Genomic DNA, 18,538 nt, shown 5'->3' with positions numbered 1-18,538 from the left:
ATTGCTCAGGAAGCGACCTCAAGCAGCGCTGCCGCCCCCATGCCCCAACCCACGCACATGCTCACCACGGCGAAGCGCGCGCCACGCCGGCGTCCCTCCAGCAGCGCGTGGCCGACAAGGCGCGATCCACTCATCCCGTAGGGATGACCGATGGAGATGGCGCCGCCATTGACATTCAACTTATCCGAGTCAAGTCCGAGTAGGTCGCGGCAATAGACCAGTTGCGCGGCGAAGGCTTCGTTGATCTCGAAGAGGTCGATGTCGTCGAGCGAAAGGCCGTGGCGATCGAGCAAGGACGGAATGGCCAGCGCGGGTCCGATCCCCATTTCCTCAGGAGCGCAGCCGACGGTTAGCATGCCGCGGAATACACCGAGCGGGGTGAGGTTTCGTGAGGCCGCCTCCGAGGCCGACATCAGGACGCAAGCCGAGGCGCCGTCGGAAAGCTGGGAGGAATTACCGGCAGTGACGGTCGAATCCTCGCCCATCACGGGCGCGAGCGCCGCCAAGCCTTGCAGGGTGGTGCCGGGACGATTGCATTCGTCGCGCCCCAATGTGACTGACGCAATACTTTCCTCGCCCGTTTCCCGGTTCTTTGGAGGCTGCTCGGCCAAAACCGGAACGATCTCGTCGGCGAAGCGCCCCGCTTCCTGCGCGGCGGCAGTGCGCTCCTGGCTGATCAGCGCATATTCATCCTGCGCCGCGCGGGTGACGCGATATTTGCGCGCGACCAGATCCGCCGTGGCCAGCATGGGCATATAGTATCCCCCGCGGATCGCCGGCACACGATAGTGGGTGCCGTTCCAATCGTCGTTCTGCACCAGCGAGATGCTGTCCATGCCGCCGGCCAGAGCAATATCGCAGTCGCCGGAGCGGATCTGGTTGGCTGCCGTTGCAATTGCCGATAGACCAGACGCGCATTGCCGGTCGATGGTAACGGCTGGCACGCCGTCGGGAAGGCCAGCGGCGAAGACGGTATGGCGGGCGACATTGATGCCGCTGGTGCCCTGAGTCAGGGCGCAGCCCAGCGTGAAATCCTGCACTTCTCCGCCCTCTAGCCCGGCACGAGCCAAGGCGGCGCGCACGGCATAGGCCGCCAGAAGCGGCCCTTGCGTGGCATTGAAGGCGCCGCGATAGGCCTTGCCGATCGGGGTTCGGGCGGTGGAAACAATGACGGCGTCGCGCATGGGTTATACTTCCTCCAGGCCGCACCAGTCGGCGATGAACAGGGCGGTCGATTGTGTCACGCGCCGGACTGAGTCTAGGTCGACGCGCTCGTTGAACCCGTGGATCGCCTCGGCGCGCGGGCCATAGACGAGCGCTGGGGTGTCGGCGTAGAGGCCGAAGAAACGGGCGTCCGTGGTGGCGGTGATCGCCTCGTGTTCAAGGGGCTTGCCAACGACAAGGCTGTGGGCGCGGTCGAGCGCGGCCAGCGCCGCGCGCGCCGCTGCACTTTTGTCATCCTTGAAGGAATAGCCCTCTGCGGCGAAGCCATTATAGACAACTTCGGGACCGTTCTCGGCGAGGAAGGGGTGGTTGCGGGCCGCATCGAAGATGGTCTCTTCGATCATGTGGCGCACTTCGTCGAGTCTCTGGCCAGGGAATACCCCCATGCGCACATCGAAGACGCACCAGGCGGGGACAGAACTTGCCCAGTCGCCGCCCTCGATCTTGCCGATGTTGAGGTTGAGCGCATGGCTGTGGCCGACATAGTCGTGATGGCGGCATTCCGGCGCATTCATCCGCCGCTCCAGCCGGTGCAGCGCCTCGAATAGGGGGATGGCCGCCTCGATGGCGTTGGCGCCCGAACCGGCATAGGCGACATGCGTCGGCAAGCCTTTCAGGCGCACCTGAAACCAGATCACCCCGACCTGCGAGGACACGAGCTTTTCGGCAAACGGTTCGGGAATCAGTGCTGCATCGGCGCGGTAGCCGCGGTGCAAGCAGGCTAGCGCGCCATTGCCGGTGCACTCCTCCTCCACGACAGACTGAAAGAACACGTCGGCGGCGGGACGCAGGCCGAGATGCTTCAACGCATCGATGGCAAAGAGGTTCGAGGTCAACCCGGCCTTCATGTCACCCGCGCCGCGGCCGTACATCCAGTCGCCGTCGATGTGCGGGTCGAAGGGTGCGCGATCCCACATGTCCAGCGGGCCTGTCGGCACCACGTCGATATGGCCGTTAAGGATCAGGCTGCGTCCGCTGCTGGTCCGGCTGCGTAGGCTGCCCACCACGTTCACGGCGTTCTCATAATTGCCGATCACCGGCGAGAAGCCGGGCATGTTCGCGATCTCCTTCACATCGATTTGCCAGCGGTCGACCTCAAAACCGAGTCCAGACAACTCCCTCTCCACGAAATCCTGTGCCGATTGCTCGGCCCCTCGTGTCGACGGCTGGCGCACCAGTTCGGTCAGAAATTCCAGTTCGCGATCGAAGAGTGCATCGACCGCATGAAGGATGGCAGTCCTGTCCATCTAGAACCTCGGCAAATCCTGATCGGGGATACGGAATGGGGCGCCGGTGGCCGCGCGAAGCTCGGTGAGGCCGACGCCTTCGGCGATTTCGCGCAGATGTAGGCCTTCGGCGGTGACGTCGAAGACCGCCATATCGGTATAGATCCGGCTCACACGGCCTTTGGCGGTTAAGGGCAGGGTACATTGTACGAGGATCTTCGGGTTGCCCTTGCGATCCGTGTGCATCATGATAACGCCCACCCGCCGCGCCTTTTGCGCCAGTTCGATCGCGCCGCCAATGCCCGGCGAGAATTTGCCAGGGATCTTCCAGTTCGCCAGATCGCCGTTCGCCGCGACCTCGAAGGCCCCCAACAGGGTCAGATCGAGGCGGCCGGAGCGCACGATCGCGAAGCTGACCGCGCTGTCGAAGAATGCCGTGCCGGGTATGGTGGAGACATAGGCGCCGCCAGCGTCGATCAGGTTGCGGTCGGCCATGTCGGGCGATAGAACAGGTCCGACGCCGGCGATCCCGTTTTCCGAATGCAGGCAGACCGGGATGCCGGAGACCACATATTGCAGCACCTCAGTCGGCAGCCCGATGCCCAGATTGACAGTCATGCCGGGCAGGATATCGGCAGCTGTGCGCTTCAGCATCTTCTCTTTAGCGTTGGACGACACCGTAGACCTCCGGCAATTCAGTCAGTTCAACCACCGTATCGACAAAAGCTCCGGACAAGTGGATACTCTCGGGTAGGAGCGCGCCAAGGGTCACGATCCTCTCAGCCTCAACAATGGTTTGGCGCGCGGCCATGGCCATTAGGGGATTGAAGTTGCGCGCCGAGGCCGAGAAGGAAAGATTGCCGAAAGCATCGGCCTTGTGGGCATGGATCAACGCGAAATCGGCACGCAGTGCGGTCTCGAGAAGACCCGTCCTGCCCTCTATGACAATGCTCTGCTTTCCCTCCTCGACGGGAGTGCCAAGGCCGATATCAGTTACAAAGCCCATCATTCCAGCTCCGGCCACGCGGATGCGCTCGGCCAGAATGCCTTGCGGGACGAATTCCACCTCGATGGCGCCTTCGTTCATCATGCGTATGGCGGTCGGGTTGAGACCGATATGACTGGTTACCAGCTTGGCCACCTGGCCATTTTCTAGCAACCAATCGACGCCCATTCCTGCTTCATTGGCGTCGTTCTTGATGATTATCAGATTGCGGGGGCCCTGCCTAACCAGCTCACGGATCAGGCAGAAGGGCGTTCCGGGCACGCCGAAGCCGCCGAGCATGACCGAGGCGCCGTCCCCAATGGCCGAGATGGCCTCTTCAATCGCGCCGCGCTTGTCAGGCAGTGTCATGCAAGTCATCCCACTTCTTGCCGACTCGCGCATATGCGGCGGGCCAGCGTTCGCGAATAGTTCGAACAGATCGTCTTGCGCCAAAACGTTGGTTTCGCGCTGTCGGCTTTGGAAAACAATGTCCCGGACGGCGGAATGCCGTTCCCGGTGCGGACCTCCCTGCCCAGACAGCACCCATCAAGGTCGCTTTGCGTTTGGAATCTACTTTGTTCGCGAATTTGACCACTCCCGCTACATAACGCAAACAGATAAATATAATCATGATCATTGATTGAATTTATGGCTCTCCCTTACGAGAAAAGTGTCTTCTCTGGGAGCTGGACTGGAACCGCCTGCGCAGGGGCCGTCTATTCCAACATGGGCGCAAGCGAGTCGATCAGAGTATTGCCCATAGGAGGTGGAGGCCGTCCACATAAGGATCGGTAGTGCTTGAATTGAATTATGTTAATCCGAAGGCGGATACGCGTGCCCGCCGCCCTTGAAGTCGCAGACCCTATAGCAACCTGCCTCCTCTTGCTGAATGGCATCCGGTCCGATCACCGCCTTCCCATGCCCACCCGGAATGTCGAGGATGTAGGTCGGCTGGCAAAGCCCCGAGATTCGACCGCGCAGGCCTGCCACGAGGGCGCGGCCTTCCTCAATGGAGAGGCGGAAATGCCTCGTGCCGCGGGCGAGGTCCGGGTGGTGAAGATAATAAGGTTTTACCCTCGTTTCCACGAAAGCGCGCATGAGCGCCGCCAACGTGTCGGGATCGTCGTTGACGCCCTTGAGCAGAACCGATTGGCTGATCATAACGACGCCCGAATCGACGAGACGAGCGCAGGCCTCGCGAGCCGAAGGCGCCAACTCGCGCGGATGATTGGCATGGAGGGCTACATAGGCCGTCTTGCCGCTCGCCTCTATGGCGGTAATCAAAGCCTCGTTGATCCGTTCCGGCTCGACCACGGGAACGCGGGTGTGAAAGCGGACGATCTTCACGTGATCGATGGCATCCAGCCGCTGCATGATTTCCCCGAGGCGGCGGGGTGAGAGCATGAGCGGTTCCCCACCGGTGAGGATCACCTCCCAGATTTCCGGGCGATTGGCGATATAGGCAAACGCCTCGTCCATGGCCTCGGGCGAGAGGGTGCCGAGCCCCTGCGGACCGACCATTTGGCGGCGGAAGCAGAAGCGGCAATAGACCGGGCAGACATGCACGGCCTTGAGCAGGACCCGGTCGGGATAACGATGCACGATCCCTTCGACAGGACTGTGCGTGAGATCGCCAATGGGATCCTCGCGCTCCTCGGGCGCCACATTTAGCTCGGCCGCATCCGGCACGAACTGGCGCGCGATCGGATCCTTCGGATCGTTCCGGTCGATCAGCGCGGCGATGGCGGGGCTGATCCCGACGGCATGGCGCTCGGCCACGGCGTCGATACTACTAGCAAGGTCTTCAGCCGTAACGAAGCCAGATTCGACCAGCTCTGCAGGTGTGCGGATGGGACGAGCGCTTGTCGGCTTAGGTTGATTGTGCTGCCCTGACATGTTGCTTTACTCCCTCGTTTCAGCGATCGCGCTATACTCACGCCATGAATGCCAGACGGCAATTCCTGACCGCGACAAGGGGAGCTTCAAAAGTCATGCCAACTGCGCAGAAAGAGCCTCAGATGATATGTTGGGCAGTGTATTCAATAGCTCCCATGAGACTGCGGCAGGACGCCAGGTCACATAGCATCGTGCCACACACTCGACAAACCCGACAATTGTTGGATCCCAAGCATTCTCCGAGAAATGGCGAACAGGTTCTTTCGCGGGAAAGTGGGGCTCACGCACCATCCAAGCGCGCCCCGCGTTGTCTGATGTCCAACGATGTTGGACAAGCGACATAGCAGCATGAGAGGTATCGTATTGTGTTTTAATGGTATTCTCTTTTGGAACGGTAGATGCATGGTTATCCTAAAGCGCGTCGCAGACCGACGAGGACATCTCATGAACACGCTCATCCAAAATGATGTCACTGCCATGAGGATCGCGCTTTCCCGACCTGCGGAGCAGATGGGAAGGCTTGGCAATCTAATGGCAGGCTGACCAAAAATCGGAAGTCAGACACGTCTGAGAACTGGCTCGATTTACCGTCATGTCGCCGCATCGGACACCACGAAAGGCCAACACAAATGGCAACAAGAGCCCTCATCCTGTTTGAAAGCAATACACCGGGCGATGGTCTGCTCTACGTCCAAGCGGCCTGGCGTCTCGGTTTTCATCCAAGGGCCCTGTCGGCTGATCCAGCTCAGTACACTACATTGCGAGGGACGCCACCGAGGCGATCGGTGTTGATACGCATTGTTGCACCGATGAGCGATTTAGCGGCCGGAGTGGCATGGCATAGGGAACCGCGTCCTCCTGATCTCGGATTTCCGCTATGCCCTTCAAAACTAATGCCGCTCGCCGTCACTGCATTCCGAAGCAGCAATACCGGGTGCGGAATTGGGCGGAGTATGAATCTGCCTTGCAGCAGCGCGGAAGCCTCGCCGTCTGGTTTTCTGACGAGGCGATTGCCGGCTGCCGGGCCGAACCCCGCAGGACACAAGCCGCTGACTGATCATCCCGCCACGATCAACGGCGGTGCCGAGCGATACGGCGGAGACCGCGCCGACTCAGCGCGACCGGTATCTCCAAAACTAAGCGCAGCATGGAGGTAGGGGCTGGCAGAAGCGGTCTCACCAGCCAATCCATGCAACCCGGTCGTGACGAGCCAGACGGTGCGACTGAGTTCCAGCAAGACAAAATCCGGAGCCGAAATCGAGCGAGCATAGAGCATATGGGCAAGAGCGAAGCGAGCACCGAAACCACGGCCGCGGGCGCGCTGGAGGCAGCGGCCTATCGGCTGATCCGCAACTCGCTGATCAATGGCGATTTCACACCGGACAGCAAGCTTTCCATTCGGGGAGTCTGCGCGACATTATCGCTGAGCCCCATGCCGGGGCGTGCAGCCCTACGCCGCCTAGTCAACGAGCGAGCGCTGGATGCCAAGCCATCGGGAACGGCCGTGGTTCCGCGCATGACCCGGCGCGAGTTTTCCGAACTGACGGCGGTGCGCCTGCAATTGGAGCCGCTGGCGCTGACGCTTGCCGCGCCCCATCTGAAGCCCGCACAGTTCGAGCGGCTTGACGCCTTCGTGGCGCAGCATGAAGCCGCCCGGCTCGCCAGCGATCCGACAGGAGTGCGGCAAGCCGATACCGGCTTCCTGTTCGAGCTCTACCGCTCCTCCGGTTCGACCTTGCTGCTCAGCTTCATCGAGAGCCTGTGGCTTCGCCGCAGCCCAATGTTCTGGGAGGCGCGCTGGGCGCTGCTGGGAAGCTCGCTCGGCCGGGCGCCGCACAGGCACAAGGAAATCATGGGCGCCCTGCGCCAGGACCAGCCCGATCTAGCGCGCGACTTCCTCATCGAGGAGATCCGCAATGCGAGCGAATTCTTGCTTGAGGCGATGAGGTTCCGCGAGGCGACGGACTGAGTCGTTACCGATCGGGGCAGCGCGACAACCCAGATGGTCGCCCTACAGATAGGTGCGCTCCTCCAACGAGGTCTTCGCGACCATCTCATGAATCGTCCGTACGAAGGCGGTCTCGGCTGGGTTCATGCTTCGGCGCGGGTTCACCACGAAATGGACCTCGACGTGCCTGCATTGCACGGATCACGACGACGGTCAGCCGTCGAGCCCGTCATCGGCCACATCAAGAACGAGCATCGGATGGATCGCAATTATCTCGCCGGACAACAAGGAGATGCCATCAATGCCGTTCTGGCTGCCGTTGGCTACAACTTCTCGCTCCTGCTTAACTGGTTCAGAGACTGTTTGTGCCTGCTCGCCGCATTGCTCCTGGCGGCTCTGCCGCGATCCCCGCACGTTTCCGCGTCACACGCTTCCTGAAGATCTCAACGTAAAAACTGTGGCGACGGACAATCCTGCCCGCCACAATGAAAACAGCGTTCTTCACGGTCGGCTAAATAGGTTTCTGGCTCTCGGTCAGAACTTCTGCTTTGCCCGCTTCGGCATAAAATGGGTTCCGATATTGACGAGTGCTTCGGCGACTTCAGCAGCATCGTGGCGGGTCGCTTTCCGTTTTGCCTCGCCGAGCTTGCGGATGGGCGCGATGATATCCCCAGTGACGGCATGACCTCGAAGGACGGGCTGCCAAAGCTTGGGCGCGTAACTTGTTTCCTCGCAGAAAGCAGAGATCCAATCGAATGGATCAAAGGTCTGATCATCGATCCTGGTGAACTTGGGCCGGGGGTCTTTCGGTGTTTCAGAAAGGCTCGCAGAGATGCGGTTATATTCCGCAACGATCGTCTGCACGGCCCGATGTTCAGTTGTTTCCATCGGCAGATTCAGGGCATCCGGACTGGTCAATTCCGGGATCCATTGGCGTGGGTCGATAAATCTCGGTCCGATGATGAGAGCAGTGAGATAGCCATCGAGACCGCTCATTGACCAGATTGGCGATGCCGGACGACGTGCCCTGATAAACGCCTCGAACGCCACATCATCAAGCTTCGGTCGTGCGGTCGTCGTCCCCTGGCTGTTGTGCGTCATGCCGCCCGTCGCTCCTGCTCTGTCATCGCCTCGCGCTCAGCCTTCCAGTTCCATATGTTGACGGCCCCCACTTGCAAGTGTTTTTTAACAGAAATTTTTGATCGGATCGCTTGCTTCCATCTGTGCGGCCTTTCTGTGTGGTCGCACATGACCACTTGCCAAGATGGTTTCCGCAACGCGTGCTCCTAACACGGTAACTGCCTTGAATGGCCAGTGGAACTGACGGAGTTTCACGCGTCTTGGATCGATCGATCGCACCATCTGCTTTTCTCTTGCAAGTTCACTGCATCAGCTCAACACGGTAGCATTATCATGCTCACCGTGATGGCCAATCTCCTATACTGCCTGTGTTTGCCCCTCCGTCCGCCGATAATTTTCGCCACTCACCATGAGCTTCCAGGCGATACGGGCGATCTTGTTGGCGTGCCACCGCAACCAGCTTCGATTTCTTCCTTTGCAGGAGTTCGGTGAGCCATCGGGAAGCATGTCTGCTTCGACCTGTTCTGACGTGCTGAAGAAGGGCAGTCGCGCCAACCACTAAAACGCTCCTCAGCATCGCCGGCACGTGTGATCACACCAAGCCTTACCTTGCCTGCGTCGAATGGTCTTTGGATGTAAGCCCTATCCAGGCGGCAAATTCGCGACCCGACTTGAACATTCGGGGATCTGGGGTCTTCATCTTCAAAAGCGATGCGCCGACCGGCCCGACACCCGGAATTTCGGCAAGCCGCCTGCTGCATTCATCGGAGCGATGCAGCGCGGTCAATTTTTCCTCGATGGCTTTCGTCTCGGCAAGCAATTGCCGATATTCAACACCATGCATGGCAAAGAGCTCGCGCGCCAATTCAGGCAGGGATTGATCAGCCGCTATTCGCTCCAATAGCGGTTCGATCCGGCACATGCCCTTGGCCGCGACGATGCCGAACTCCATGGCAAAACCGCGAATGGCATTGGCGAGCTGCGTTCGATTGCGAATGAGTCTCTCCCGCACGCCGACCAGCATCAACGCCGCCTGCTGATTCGCGGTCTTCACCGGCACGAACCTCATGGTGGGTCGGCTCATCGCCTCACACAAGGCTTCCGCGTCCGCCGCGTCGTTCTTGCCGCGTGCGTCTCACCCGCCCCACTCCGCCTGCAACCCGGACCAGCCGGTCAGATCGGTGGCTGACCGACGGTCCTAGTGTCGCGTTTCTAACTGGCTGAAAACGCCGCGCCTCTAGTAAGTTTTGACAACAACAACTCGAGGATGACAATTATCGTGTCAATCGAGTGTTGGAAATTCCCTCCACGACCAGGAGAAAGTGCGCGTGCTCCGGTACGCCCTTCCAGAGGAATAATCGGACAGTGTTAGTGAGCAAAATGGCCGAGACAGAAGCCGCAGATTCAGCGCCCGCCTTCTCGATATGCTGGTCACAGACGACTCGTCACTCTCTGCTGGTGAAACCAATCACGTGCGCGAAAAACGGACGGTAGAATAGCGCGACAAACGATTGACCCGGGTTCGAAACGGAAAATCTTAAACAGGCTACAAGCTTTATAATAAGCAAGCGAAATGTCAGTGGGACTCGGACTGCCGGGTGCAGTCCCGCTCAACACAGGCTTCCTGCGCCAAGGGCCCTCAATAACGGCGGAATTCGTAGCATGGTTGCGGATATCCTGCTACGTCACTGGGGTTCCAAGAAGCTCGAGGCGTCCCGCAGAATGCAGATCAAAGACGTCTCCGTGCGCGGGCCAAGCACCCTCTATCAGCTGCGGAATATCGCATTCCGTTCGATCTGGAGTTCGACGCAAGTCGCAAATCTAGGATGGCTTGTGCAAACTGTCACAATCAGTTGGCTCATGGCGATGATCTCCACTTCGGATCTGATGGTCGCACTTGTGCAGGCTTCGACCACGCTTCCAGCATTCATACTCTCTATCATCGCTGGAGCTATCGCCGATACGTATAGCCGCCGATCGGTCATGATCATCGGGCTGTCATTAATCGCGCTCGCGTCTATCGCACTGGCAGTTGCTGCCGCCTTTGGATTCGTCAGTCCCTGGCTCATTCTCGGGCTGGGATTTATGGCAGGCTGCGGATTTGCGCTGAATGACCCCGCTTGGCATGCCTCGGTGGGTGATAACTCGACAAACGAGATATTCCGGCTGCGGTGACACTCATGTCGGTTGGATACAACGTGACGCGCAGCCTCGGACCGGCTGTGGGCGGAGCCGTTCTCGCGTTCCTTGGCCCTTTGGCGGCCTTTCTTTTTGCCGCGTGCAGCAACCTCGCACCGCTCGGCGCCGTGTTGCGCAACAAGTGGCACGTTCGCTCGTCTCCTCTGCCAGCAGAGCGGATTTCAACAGCAATCCACGACGGCATGCGGTTCACGGCACTTTCCTCCGACATCCGAGCGGCGATTATCCGTGCAACCTCTTCGGTCTTGCCGCCATTGCCATTCTTGCACTTCTGCCGCTCGTCGCACGCGATCGTTTGGCCGGCGGACCTATCATCTACGGCATACTATTTGCCGGTTTTGGAACAGGCGCCTGCATCGCCGGTCTAAACAACCGGCTCTTAAGGAAATTGCTTCCTCCGGAATGGTTGATGGCGATCGCTTCGATCGCTTCCGCGGTGTGTTGCATCTCGCTTGCCTTCACCTCCTATGTACCTATGGCGACACTTGCGCTTGCCATCGGCGGCGCCGGATGGGTCATCACCTGGACCGGGTTCGACGTCTGGGTACAATTGGGCAGTCCGCGCTGGGTCGTCGGCCGTACGCTCTCAATCTACTATGCATTCCTGTCGGGTGGCATGGCAGCGGGGAGCTGGATCTGGGGGACCGTCGCCCAGACCTATTCGCTGGCTTCTTCTCTCGAATTAGCCGCGGCCGCCCTATTCCTCTTTGCGGCTTCAGGGTTCGTCTTGCCGGTGCATCTGGAGGCGGAGGGTGATCAGCAGGGCTCGGTGTATCCGGCGCCCGCTGTGGCGCTTGATCTAAAGCCCCGAAACGGTCCGATTGCAGCGAGGACGGAATATTCCATAGATGAAACCGACCTTGACATCTTCCTCGATCACATGCGCACTCGCAGATACGCCCTAGCTCGCGCAGGTGCGCGCGACTGGACGCTCCAGAGAAATCTTCGAAAGCCCTCCCGGTGGACGGAAACGTTCCGCACGCCGACCTGGATGGATTTCCTGCGTCTGCATCATCGCCTCTCTCCATCGGATCAGCAAGTCGTCCAGCTTCTCGCCGATTTCCATATGAGTGACAAGCCTCCGGAAACTGATCTTGTAATTGAGCGTACAACAGACGCGCGACGGACCCGGAGCCAACCGGCCGCGCGCGTTTCGCGTCCGTGAGGTGATTTTGCGATGAGGCCATCTATCGAGCAGCAGCAACGGTCATAGTGTCGCCGGCCAGAAACGAAGCCTCACGATCATTAGGGGTAGTGTGCGGAAGGTTCTGCAAATTTCGCTGAGAAGGGCGGCCATGGCAGGCTGGTGATGTTCAACGTCACCTGATTCCCTGGAAGGAACGCCACCATGACCAAGATTGAAGATAAGACTGCCGTTGGCGCCGTCAAAGATATTTTGCTTTCAAACCCCGATGGGCTGCACGAGGTGATCCGTGCTGTCATGCAGGAGGTACTTGAAGCCGAGATGGACGAGGCTTTGGGAGCTGCGAAAGGCGAACGCACGCCCGAGCGGCTCGGCTACCGCTCCGGCCACTACGGTCGCACGCTGATGACGCGGGTCGGCAAGTTAGAGCTCCGGGTGCCGCAGGATCGCTCCGGGCACTTCTCCACCGAACTGTTCGAGCGCTACCAGCGCTCGGAGCGGGCGCTGGTGGCGACGCTGGCGGAGATGTATGTGCAGGGAGTGTCGACGCGCAAGGTCAAGGCGATCACCGAGGAACTGTGCGGTCATTCCTTCTCGGCGTCATCGATCTCAGCAATCAACAAGCGCCTGGACGAAAGCCTGAAGGCCTTTGCCTGCCGCCCGCTTCAAGAGCCCTTTCCCTATCTCATTCTCGACGCTCGCTATGAGAAGGTCAGAGAGGCCGGCGTCGTCAGGAGCCAGGCGGTGCTGATCGCCGTCGGCATCGATTGGGATGGCCGGCGGCAGATCCTCTCCGTCGAGATGGCCGGCCGCGAGAGCCGGTCGGCCTGGAAGGACTTCCTGCTGGGGCTGAAAGCCCGCGGCCTCAAGGGTATCGAATTCGTCGTCTCTGACGATCATGCCGGCCTCGTCGCGGCGATCGGCGAAGTCATTCCGGAAGCCGCCTGGCAGCGCTGCTACGTGCACTTCCTGCGCAATGCGCTCGACCACCTGCCGCGCAAGCACGGCGACGATTGCCTGCAGGAACTGCGATGGATCTACGACCGGCGTGACATCGACGAGGCGAAGGCCGATCTTGCCGCCTGGCTGGGCAAATGGTCGGGCAAATATCCGCGCCTCACCGGCTGGGTCGAGGAGGCCATCGAGCAGACGCTCACCTTCTTCCGCCTGCCGCGCACTCACCACAAGCATCTCAAGAGCACCAACATGCTCGAGCGCCTCAACGAGGAGATCAGGCGCAGAACCTATGTCGTGCGCATCTTTCCCAACACCGACAGCTGCTTGCGCCTAGTCCGGGCGCTTGCCGTCGAAACCCACGAAAACTGGATGGAGGCCAACCGCTACATCAATATGGACGACCTCAGAGAGCACAAGAAACTCGCTCTCCGCAATGCCGCATGACCAGTCTCATGACTGCCCATTTTGCTGAACTTGACGCACACAACCTCATTAGGATGCGGAGAATAGCAGCAAACCCAACACAGCTCCTGGCCTGGGTGTGGCATCAACACCTGCCATCCAGGTTCACTCGGCTGGCGTCGATCCCTGCTCACGACAGCCGCCTTTTCCTCGTTTTTCGATTCTGGTCTTGCCGCAGCCCGCCGAAGCGGAACGTATCCCTTCGGCGTGAACCGCCTTGCGAAGTTCCGCGTCTCCCGTGAGTCTGCGCTCGTAAGAGTGGAATTAAGAGTGCATTGAAGCATGAGACATGCAGTTTTGTTGACGGGGCCGGAGCGGCGTCGGCGATGGTCGTGGGAAGATCGTGCGCAGATTGTGGCCAAGGCTTTCGCGCCAGGTCGGTGAGCGTAATCGATGATGATCTCGGCCGCTCCGGTTCAGGCAGCATGGAACGACCTAGATTCGAACGGCTTGTGGAACAGGTTTGCTCCGGCAATGTCGGAGCTGTCAATTGCATTGAAGCGTCACGCCTGGCGCGCAACGGCAGGGACTTGCATCATCTGGTCGACCTTTGCGCGCTTGCGGGTACGCTGGTCATCGATCCGGATGGCGCCTATGATCCGCAGCTCGTCAACGATCGTCTGCTGTTTGGATTGAAAGGCACGATGTCGGAGTATGAGCTTAGCTTGATGCGTCAGCGCGGCATCGCCGCACGTGATTCCAAGGCAGGACGCGGGGAACTGCGGTTCATGCTGCCGCCGGGATTTTGCTGGAGCGAGGCGGGCAAGATCGAGATTGACCCGGACGAACATGTGGCAGAAACGATCAGGCTCGTCTTCGCCAAATTCCGGGAACTGGGAAGTGGACGACAGGTCTTTTTGTGGCTGCGGTGGGCCGATATCAAGATGCCGGTCGTTCTGCGCAATGTCGACGTCTGCAAGCTTGCCTGGAAGGCGCCGGCCTACCACAGCGTCATGCAGATTCTCCACGATCCACTCTACGCGGGCGCCTATGCCTTCGGAAGACGTGCGCAGCGAACGCGGATCGTCGATGGCCGCGCTCGCAAGGTTACCGGGGTGCGCAAGCCGAGGGATGAATGGAGCGTGCTGTTGCGCGACAATCATCAAGGTTACATCAGTTGGCGGGACCAATACCAACATCGACATGCTGCGCGAGCCCAACAGGTCGTCGTTGAGCTCAGAAATTTGCGATAGGTTTGCGCGGTGTCCGCAGGACATAAGTGCCGAATTCTGCGAGATGTCCTTCGTTGGCTGCCAAAGCTTGAAGGGCGCAATTACCGCGTCTGGCGGCGACCAGGCGCAGGAGACATTCCACCGCGGCAAATGCGGGAGTCATTGTGTGGATAAACGAGGGCATTTCGGTCCGAACGCGGATCACAATTTCAGAAATCTTAGCGATCGGAGACAGGTCGCTGTCGGTCAAAGCCACTAGTTTAGCACCGCGCGAGACCGCGAAATCGGCGGCCTGCACAGTGAAGCGAGTATACGGGCTGACTGTAACCGCGACCAATGCGTCTTGTGGACCGACAGCTCGGAGCACATCGGTGGAGGAGCCACCCATTCCGTCAATCAATATCGTGGGAGAGTCGAGCAATGACCCGAGGTAGTGCATCAGATAAGCTACCGGAAAGCTTGAACGGCGGCCGATACAAAAAATTTGCCTTGCCTCCACCATGAGGTCGGCGGCTGCTGTCAGCGTGGCAATCGCTGAGGGCTGTGCAAATTCGCCTAGATGGCCATGCAAAGCTCTAATTGTATCGCCGATGAGGGCCTCATCGCCCTCGATATGCCGTCGCACCAGCAATTCCTCTGCACTCCGGATGAAGCTCTCGGGCCCTTCCCTGATGCTGTCCGCAAATACTTCCTTCAATTTCTCGAAACCATCGAAACCAAGGCGCTTTGCAAGCCGCGTAAGTGTTGCCGGAGGGACTCGTGCTCGACGTGCCTGCTCTCTCATCGAAAGCAGTGCGACCTCCGTCGGATGATCAACTAACCAACGCGCGGCGACCTTCATTTGCCGCGGGAAGCGCTCATAGCTGTCCCTTATGAGGTTTGAGACGGGGAAATCCATTCTGATTTACGTCCTCAGGTCGATCGATCAAGGTTGAGTCCAGCAGAAGCGCAAACGCAGTGCAGCGACGAGGCTCAGCCTAACGGCCACTCGTGCCCCAACTGTGGTCCTTCTTAAACACCCCAAGTAACGAGACATTGACGAGGAGCACGAACAGCACGCCCCTGGCCGCCTTGTAGAGCTGGGTGGGCAACTCGATGCGCCGCTCTTCGGGCTATCAGTCGTGAGCTCTGTCATGGTCCCGGCTAGGGCTCTATCTGTGATCTGCCGAAGCATTTTTTCAAGATGAGGGTAGCGGTTACCAAACGACCAAGCACGCTGAATGTCCTGGGGGCGCGTTCCAGATGGAATCGTTCAAGCCAGTCCTCCGCCACTCCGCACGCCGCAGTGACCAACCCCTTAATGGTGTTCCCGTCGAACACATAGCATCTCCACTCTCGGGCAAGCGAGAAAGTCGCCACCACCGCCTCACGGTGCTGCCATATAAAAAAGGCGGTGCTTCGTGCTCCACTCGCTCTCTACGGCAATCCGCATTTCCGCTTCGATCTCACGCTTCAGGCAAGTCGTCCAACCAGCAGGCGCCATCGAGGTGCGGCCGGGAAAAGACCTTTCCAATCATTTCTGCGGCTTTGTTTTGATGATATCGCATATACAAGCGGCCATCGGCTCCGAGATCCAGGATCTCAATCTTTCCTGTGTAATGCGACATGATGTATTTGAATGTCTTTTGGATGCCGCTGAGACGTTGGTTGATGCCGTGCACAATCTTTAGTCCGCGGAGCAATGAAACCTGAAAATGCGATGCACCTTTCACCGGCCTGCCTTGAAAGAGATAATATGGGCGGATACCTATTTGATGACACTTGGCGAAGGTTGCCGCTAAGATCTCGGCATCATCGTTGACTTTCCCGAGAAGCACGGATTGGTTGAGGAACTGCACGCCACACGCGCGTAACGAGCGAATGTTGCGCTCAGCATCGACCGAGATTTCACCGATGTGGTCGAAATGTGTGACGATCACTGCGGCCTTGCCCGCGTCATGGATCCGTTGGAACAAAGCCGGTAACGCAGGGTCCTCGAACCTTTCGGGCGTGTAGGCGACCATTTTTGTGCCGAATCGAATGGACTCCAAATGTGGGAAGGGCAGCAGATGGTCAAGAATTTCATCAAGTCTGGCGGTGCTGAGCATGAACGGGTCGCCTCCCGAGAGCAGCACGTTCGTCATCTCAGGATGACTTCCGATATATTGCGCAATCTGCGCGAAATCAGCTGCGATTTCATCGGAGTCCTTGCCAACAATGCGTTTGCGAAAGCAGTAGCGGCAGTATGAAGCGCAACGGTCCGTTACCAGCAACAATCCCGTCCGGGCGTATTTGTGCTGAAACCCCGGTACAACTGTGTTATCGTGCTCGCCGCTGGTATCCAAATTGCCGGGGCTCTCGAACTCTTCGAATGAGGGTTCGACGATGTATTTAAGTTGGTTATAATAGCCACTTTTGGTGATCTGTTCACGGTAGAATCTTGTGACATGATAACGCGTGATGCTGTTGGCTTGTAGTTCACCGGGGCTAACGCTGCGCGTCCCCTCAATGAAGGTCATGACTGCGGTATCGATCGGCGGATCCGAGTTGATTGGCGATGTTTGAAACGACCAATCGCGAGGCGCGCCAGAGGTCGTTCGCAGCTCACGATAGCTTGGGCTCTGATCCTTGCAGTCAACCGAACTCTCCCTCGGGTCCTGCTCCGGCTGCGCCCCAAACCGCTCGTGCGTGCGCCGGTCCTGAGGATAGGCCGCTTTCCTCGGGTTCGGCTCTGCCGGAAGACGGTGACGTTCCTCCCCCAACGGAAGTGCCGCCGACCAAACTCGCTGCCCAAGGTCGACCGCCATCTCGCTCAGCGCGTGCTGCAAATAGCTCACAAACGGCTCGACCGTGCTGCGCTCAAACAGCGACGGCGCGTAGATCAGCCTTCCACGAATCGCCTCGCCGACCTCAACAAACTCAAGCGCAAGATCATGTTGCTCCACACGTTCGTCAACGCTGACGTACTCAAGTCCCGGCAGCTCCAGAGGAGCCGCAGAATTATTTTGCCATGCAAGTATAGCCGGGAAGCTCGCGGTGTGAGACTCGTTACGGGGCGGATTGGCGAGCTCGATCACCTGTTCAAACGTCAGGTCCTGGTATGCCTGCGCCCAAAGCGCGGCATTCACCCGCTTCATTAAGTCCCCCAGAGTGGGGTCGCCTGACAGATCAATCCGCAGTGTCGGCGCGTCTACAAAGGGGCCGATCAGCCCCGCAATCTCGGAGCGCGTGCGGTTGGCGTCCGGCGTGGCAATGACTATCTCATCCTGACCCGACAACCGTGCCAACACGAGCGCCCAGCCCGCCAGCAGAGTGACGAACAATGTGGTCCCAAGAAGACTGCTTTGTGCCTTGAGCCGCGTGGCCAGCGGCTCCCGTAACACGAACTCGACGTAACTGTCCCTGCGGTCCTGCCGCGCCGGACGCGGCCGGTCTGTCGGCAGCTTCAGCGTCGTTGGCGCGCCCACCAGTATCCGGCCCCGGTATTCCGAGTGGCGCTCCAACAGCTCGCCCGCCAGCCAACGACGCTGCCAAACAGCATAGTCCGCATACTGCACCGGCAATGGCATCAGCTGATCGGCGCGGCCCTCGCAGGCCGCAGTGTAGCGCTCGTTGAACTCGCGCGCCAGGATCTTTCCTGACTGCTCATCGGAGATCATGCGGTGCATGGTGATCAGTAACACGTGGTCGTTCGCTGCCAAGCGCAAGAGCCGAGCACTGATCAGCGGCCCGGAGTCCAAGTCGAACGTCGCCTGCACTTCGTGGCTCATGAACTCCGCGAGGGTCGCCTCCACATCTGCTGCCGCCGTCAGATCGTCCCGTTTCAGTGGCAGCCGGACGTCCGACGGCCCGATCCGCTGGAACGGCCGGCCGTCGTCAACCCCGAAGGTGGTGCGCAGCATCTCATGACGCGCCACCAGCCCGTCCAAAGAAGACTGAAGGACTGCCTCGTTCAACTCGCCGCGAAGCCGAAGCTCCATCTGAACGTGACGGGCTCGGCTGCCGTCCACCGGACGCGACGAAAACCAACGCTCCTGGGACAACGACAGCGGCACCCGCTGTGGGCGAGGCAAAGCTTCAATTGGCGGAACCGCACCAAACAGTGCAGCATCTATCGCATTGATTGGGAGCGTTCGAGCAAAATTCATGTAGACCTCCTCGGCCGGAGCTTGCAAGACCCCCATGGTCGTAACGGATTATTTCACGCTGTCCCATGCAATCGGCGTGCCATTGAAGAGATTGTGTCAAAAGGCGCAAAACCAAGGG

The 18,538-nt window shown here is 59.4% G+C and carries 11 protein-coding genes and 4 pseudogenes; 5 read left to right on the top strand and 10 right to left on the bottom strand.

Annotation, left to right across the window (positions count from 1 at the left end; genetic code table 11):
- Positions 1 to 5: 5 nt before the first annotated feature.
- The 5 genes from ACD590_RS36655 to ACD590_RS36635 form a co-directional block, all read right to left on the bottom strand.
- Positions 6 to 1,184, bottom strand: a complete 1,179-nt coding sequence (locus ACD590_RS36655; RefSeq protein WP_096772285.1) for a thiolase family protein — start codon at positions 1,182 to 1,184, stop codon at positions 6 to 8.
- Positions 1,185 to 1,187: 3 nt separating this feature from the next.
- Positions 1,188 to 2,471: an ArgE/DapE family deacylase gene (locus tag ACD590_RS36650; protein WP_096772286.1), complete on the bottom strand. Its 1,284-nt coding sequence runs from the start codon at positions 2,469 to 2,471 to the stop codon at positions 1,188 to 1,190.
- Positions 2,472 to 3,128 carry a 3-oxoacid CoA-transferase subunit B gene (locus tag ACD590_RS36645; protein WP_245424675.1) on the bottom strand — a complete coding sequence of 219 codons (657 nt, stop codon included), beginning with the start codon at positions 3,126 to 3,128 and terminating at the stop codon, positions 2,472 to 2,474.
- The gene (locus ACD590_RS36640) at positions 3,112 to 3,813 is read right to left on the bottom strand and encodes a CoA transferase subunit A (protein ID WP_096772291.1); all 702 of its coding nucleotides are present in this window, start codon (positions 3,811 to 3,813) and stop codon (positions 3,112 to 3,114) included. The genes ACD590_RS36645 and ACD590_RS36640 overlap by 17 nt, the downstream gene beginning before the upstream one ends.
- Positions 3,814 to 4,248: 435 nt before the next feature.
- The gene (locus tag ACD590_RS36635) at positions 4,249 to 5,331 is read right to left on the bottom strand and encodes a lysine-2,3-aminomutase-like protein (RefSeq protein WP_096772288.1); all 1,083 of its coding nucleotides are present in this window, start codon (positions 5,329 to 5,331) and stop codon (positions 4,249 to 4,251) included.
- 1,276 nt (positions 5,332 to 6,607) lie between these two features.
- On the opposite strand from ACD590_RS36635, the gene ACD590_RS36630 reads away from it, so the two are divergent.
- Together ACD590_RS36630 and ACD590_RS36625 are read left to right on the top strand one after the other, a co-directional pair.
- A complete protein-coding gene (locus ACD590_RS36630) occupies positions 6,608 to 7,300 on the top strand; it encodes a GntR family transcriptional regulator (protein WP_239621056.1) in 693 nt (230 codons plus the stop codon).
- Positions 7,301 to 7,483: 183 nt separating this feature from the next.
- Positions 7,484 to 7,717, top strand: a pseudogene (locus ACD590_RS36625) (IS5/IS1182 family transposase); the annotation flags it as partial.
- Between the two features lie 96 nt (positions 7,718 to 7,813).
- Here the strand turns inward: ACD590_RS36625 and ACD590_RS36620 are convergent.
- Both ACD590_RS36620 and ACD590_RS36615 read right to left on the bottom strand, forming a co-directional pair.
- Positions 7,814 to 8,380, bottom strand: a complete 567-nt coding sequence (locus ACD590_RS36620) for a UPF0149 family protein (RefSeq protein ID WP_096772352.1) — start codon at positions 8,378 to 8,380, stop codon at positions 7,814 to 7,816.
- Between the two features lie 336 nt (positions 8,381 to 8,716).
- A pseudogene (locus ACD590_RS36615) lies at positions 8,717 to 9,488 on the bottom strand (IS110 family transposase); the annotation flags it as partial.
- Between the two features lie 593 nt (positions 9,489 to 10,081).
- Here ACD590_RS36615 and ACD590_RS36610 point away from each other — a divergent pair.
- From ACD590_RS36610 to ACD590_RS36600, 3 genes and pseudogenes are all read left to right on the top strand, one after another.
- Positions 10,082 to 11,723 (top strand): annotated as a pseudogene (locus ACD590_RS36610) (MFS transporter).
- A gap of 183 nt (positions 11,724 to 11,906) precedes the next feature.
- Positions 11,907 to 13,103 carry an IS256 family transposase gene (locus tag ACD590_RS36605; protein WP_097622234.1) on the top strand — a complete coding sequence of 399 codons (1,197 nt, stop codon included), beginning with the start codon at positions 11,907 to 11,909 and terminating at the stop codon, positions 13,101 to 13,103.
- A 344-nt stretch (positions 13,104 to 13,447) separates the two neighbouring features.
- Positions 13,448 to 14,314: a recombinase family protein gene (locus ACD590_RS36600; RefSeq protein ID WP_439004414.1), complete on the top strand. Its 867-nt coding sequence runs from the start codon at positions 13,448 to 13,450 to the stop codon at positions 14,312 to 14,314.
- Here ACD590_RS36600 and ACD590_RS36595 read toward each other — a convergent pair.
- The 3 genes and pseudogenes from ACD590_RS36595 to ACD590_RS36585 all read right to left on the bottom strand — a co-directional run.
- The gene (locus ACD590_RS36595; RefSeq protein ID WP_096772316.1) at positions 14,298 to 15,191 is read right to left on the bottom strand and encodes a MurR/RpiR family transcriptional regulator; all 894 of its coding nucleotides are present in this window, start codon (positions 15,189 to 15,191) and stop codon (positions 14,298 to 14,300) included. The genes ACD590_RS36600 and ACD590_RS36595 overlap by 17 nt on opposite strands.
- Positions 15,192 to 15,738: 547 nt before the next feature.
- Positions 15,739 to 16,791 carry a KamA family radical SAM protein gene (locus ACD590_RS36590; protein WP_342588558.1) on the bottom strand — a complete coding sequence of 351 codons (1,053 nt, stop codon included), beginning with the start codon at positions 16,789 to 16,791 and terminating at the stop codon, positions 15,739 to 15,741.
- A gap of 243 nt (positions 16,792 to 17,034) precedes the next feature.
- Positions 17,035 to 18,420: pseudogene (locus ACD590_RS36585) on the bottom strand (condensation domain-containing protein); the annotation flags it as partial.
- Positions 18,421 to 18,538 lie beyond the last annotated feature (118 nt).

The organism is Rhizobium sp. 862_C5_N1_2 (assembly GCF_051811205.1).
GTDB classification, from domain to species: domain Bacteria; phylum Pseudomonadota; class Alphaproteobacteria; order Rhizobiales; family Rhizobiaceae; genus Rhizobium; species Rhizobium leguminosarum.
This window is presented reverse-complemented; position numbering and strand designations above follow the sequence as displayed.

Coding starts and splice junctions, on each gene's coding strand:
- ACD590_RS36590 (WP_342588558.1), bottom strand. CDS start 16,791: ATGACCTTCATTGAGGGGACGCGCAGCGTTAGCCCCGGTGAACTACAA.
- ACD590_RS36635 (WP_096772288.1), bottom strand. CDS start 5,331: ATGTCAGGGCAGCACAATCAACCTAAGCCGACAAGCGCTCGTCCCATC.
- ACD590_RS36640 (WP_096772291.1), bottom strand. CDS start 3,813: ATGACTTGCATGACACTGCCTGACAAGCGCGGCGCGATTGAAGAGGCC.
- ACD590_RS36620 (WP_096772352.1), bottom strand. CDS start 8,380: ATGACGCACAACAGCCAGGGGACGACGACCGCACGACCGAAGCTTGAT.
- ACD590_RS36595 (WP_096772316.1), bottom strand. CDS start 15,191: ATGGATTTCCCCGTCTCAAACCTCATAAGGGACAGCTATGAGCGCTTC.
- ACD590_RS36600 (WP_439004414.1), top strand. CDS start 13,448: ATGGTCGTGGGAAGATCGTGCGCAGATTGTGGCCAAGGCTTTCGCGCC.
- ACD590_RS36655 (WP_096772285.1), bottom strand. CDS start 1,184: ATGCGCGACGCCGTCATTGTTTCCACCGCCCGAACCCCGATCGGCAAG.
- ACD590_RS36650 (WP_096772286.1), bottom strand. CDS start 2,471: ATGGACAGGACTGCCATCCTTCATGCGGTCGATGCACTCTTCGATCGC.
- ACD590_RS36605 (WP_097622234.1), top strand. CDS start 11,907: ATGACCAAGATTGAAGATAAGACTGCCGTTGGCGCCGTCAAAGATATT.
- ACD590_RS36630 (WP_239621056.1), top strand. CDS start 6,608: ATGGGCAAGAGCGAAGCGAGCACCGAAACCACGGCCGCGGGCGCGCTG.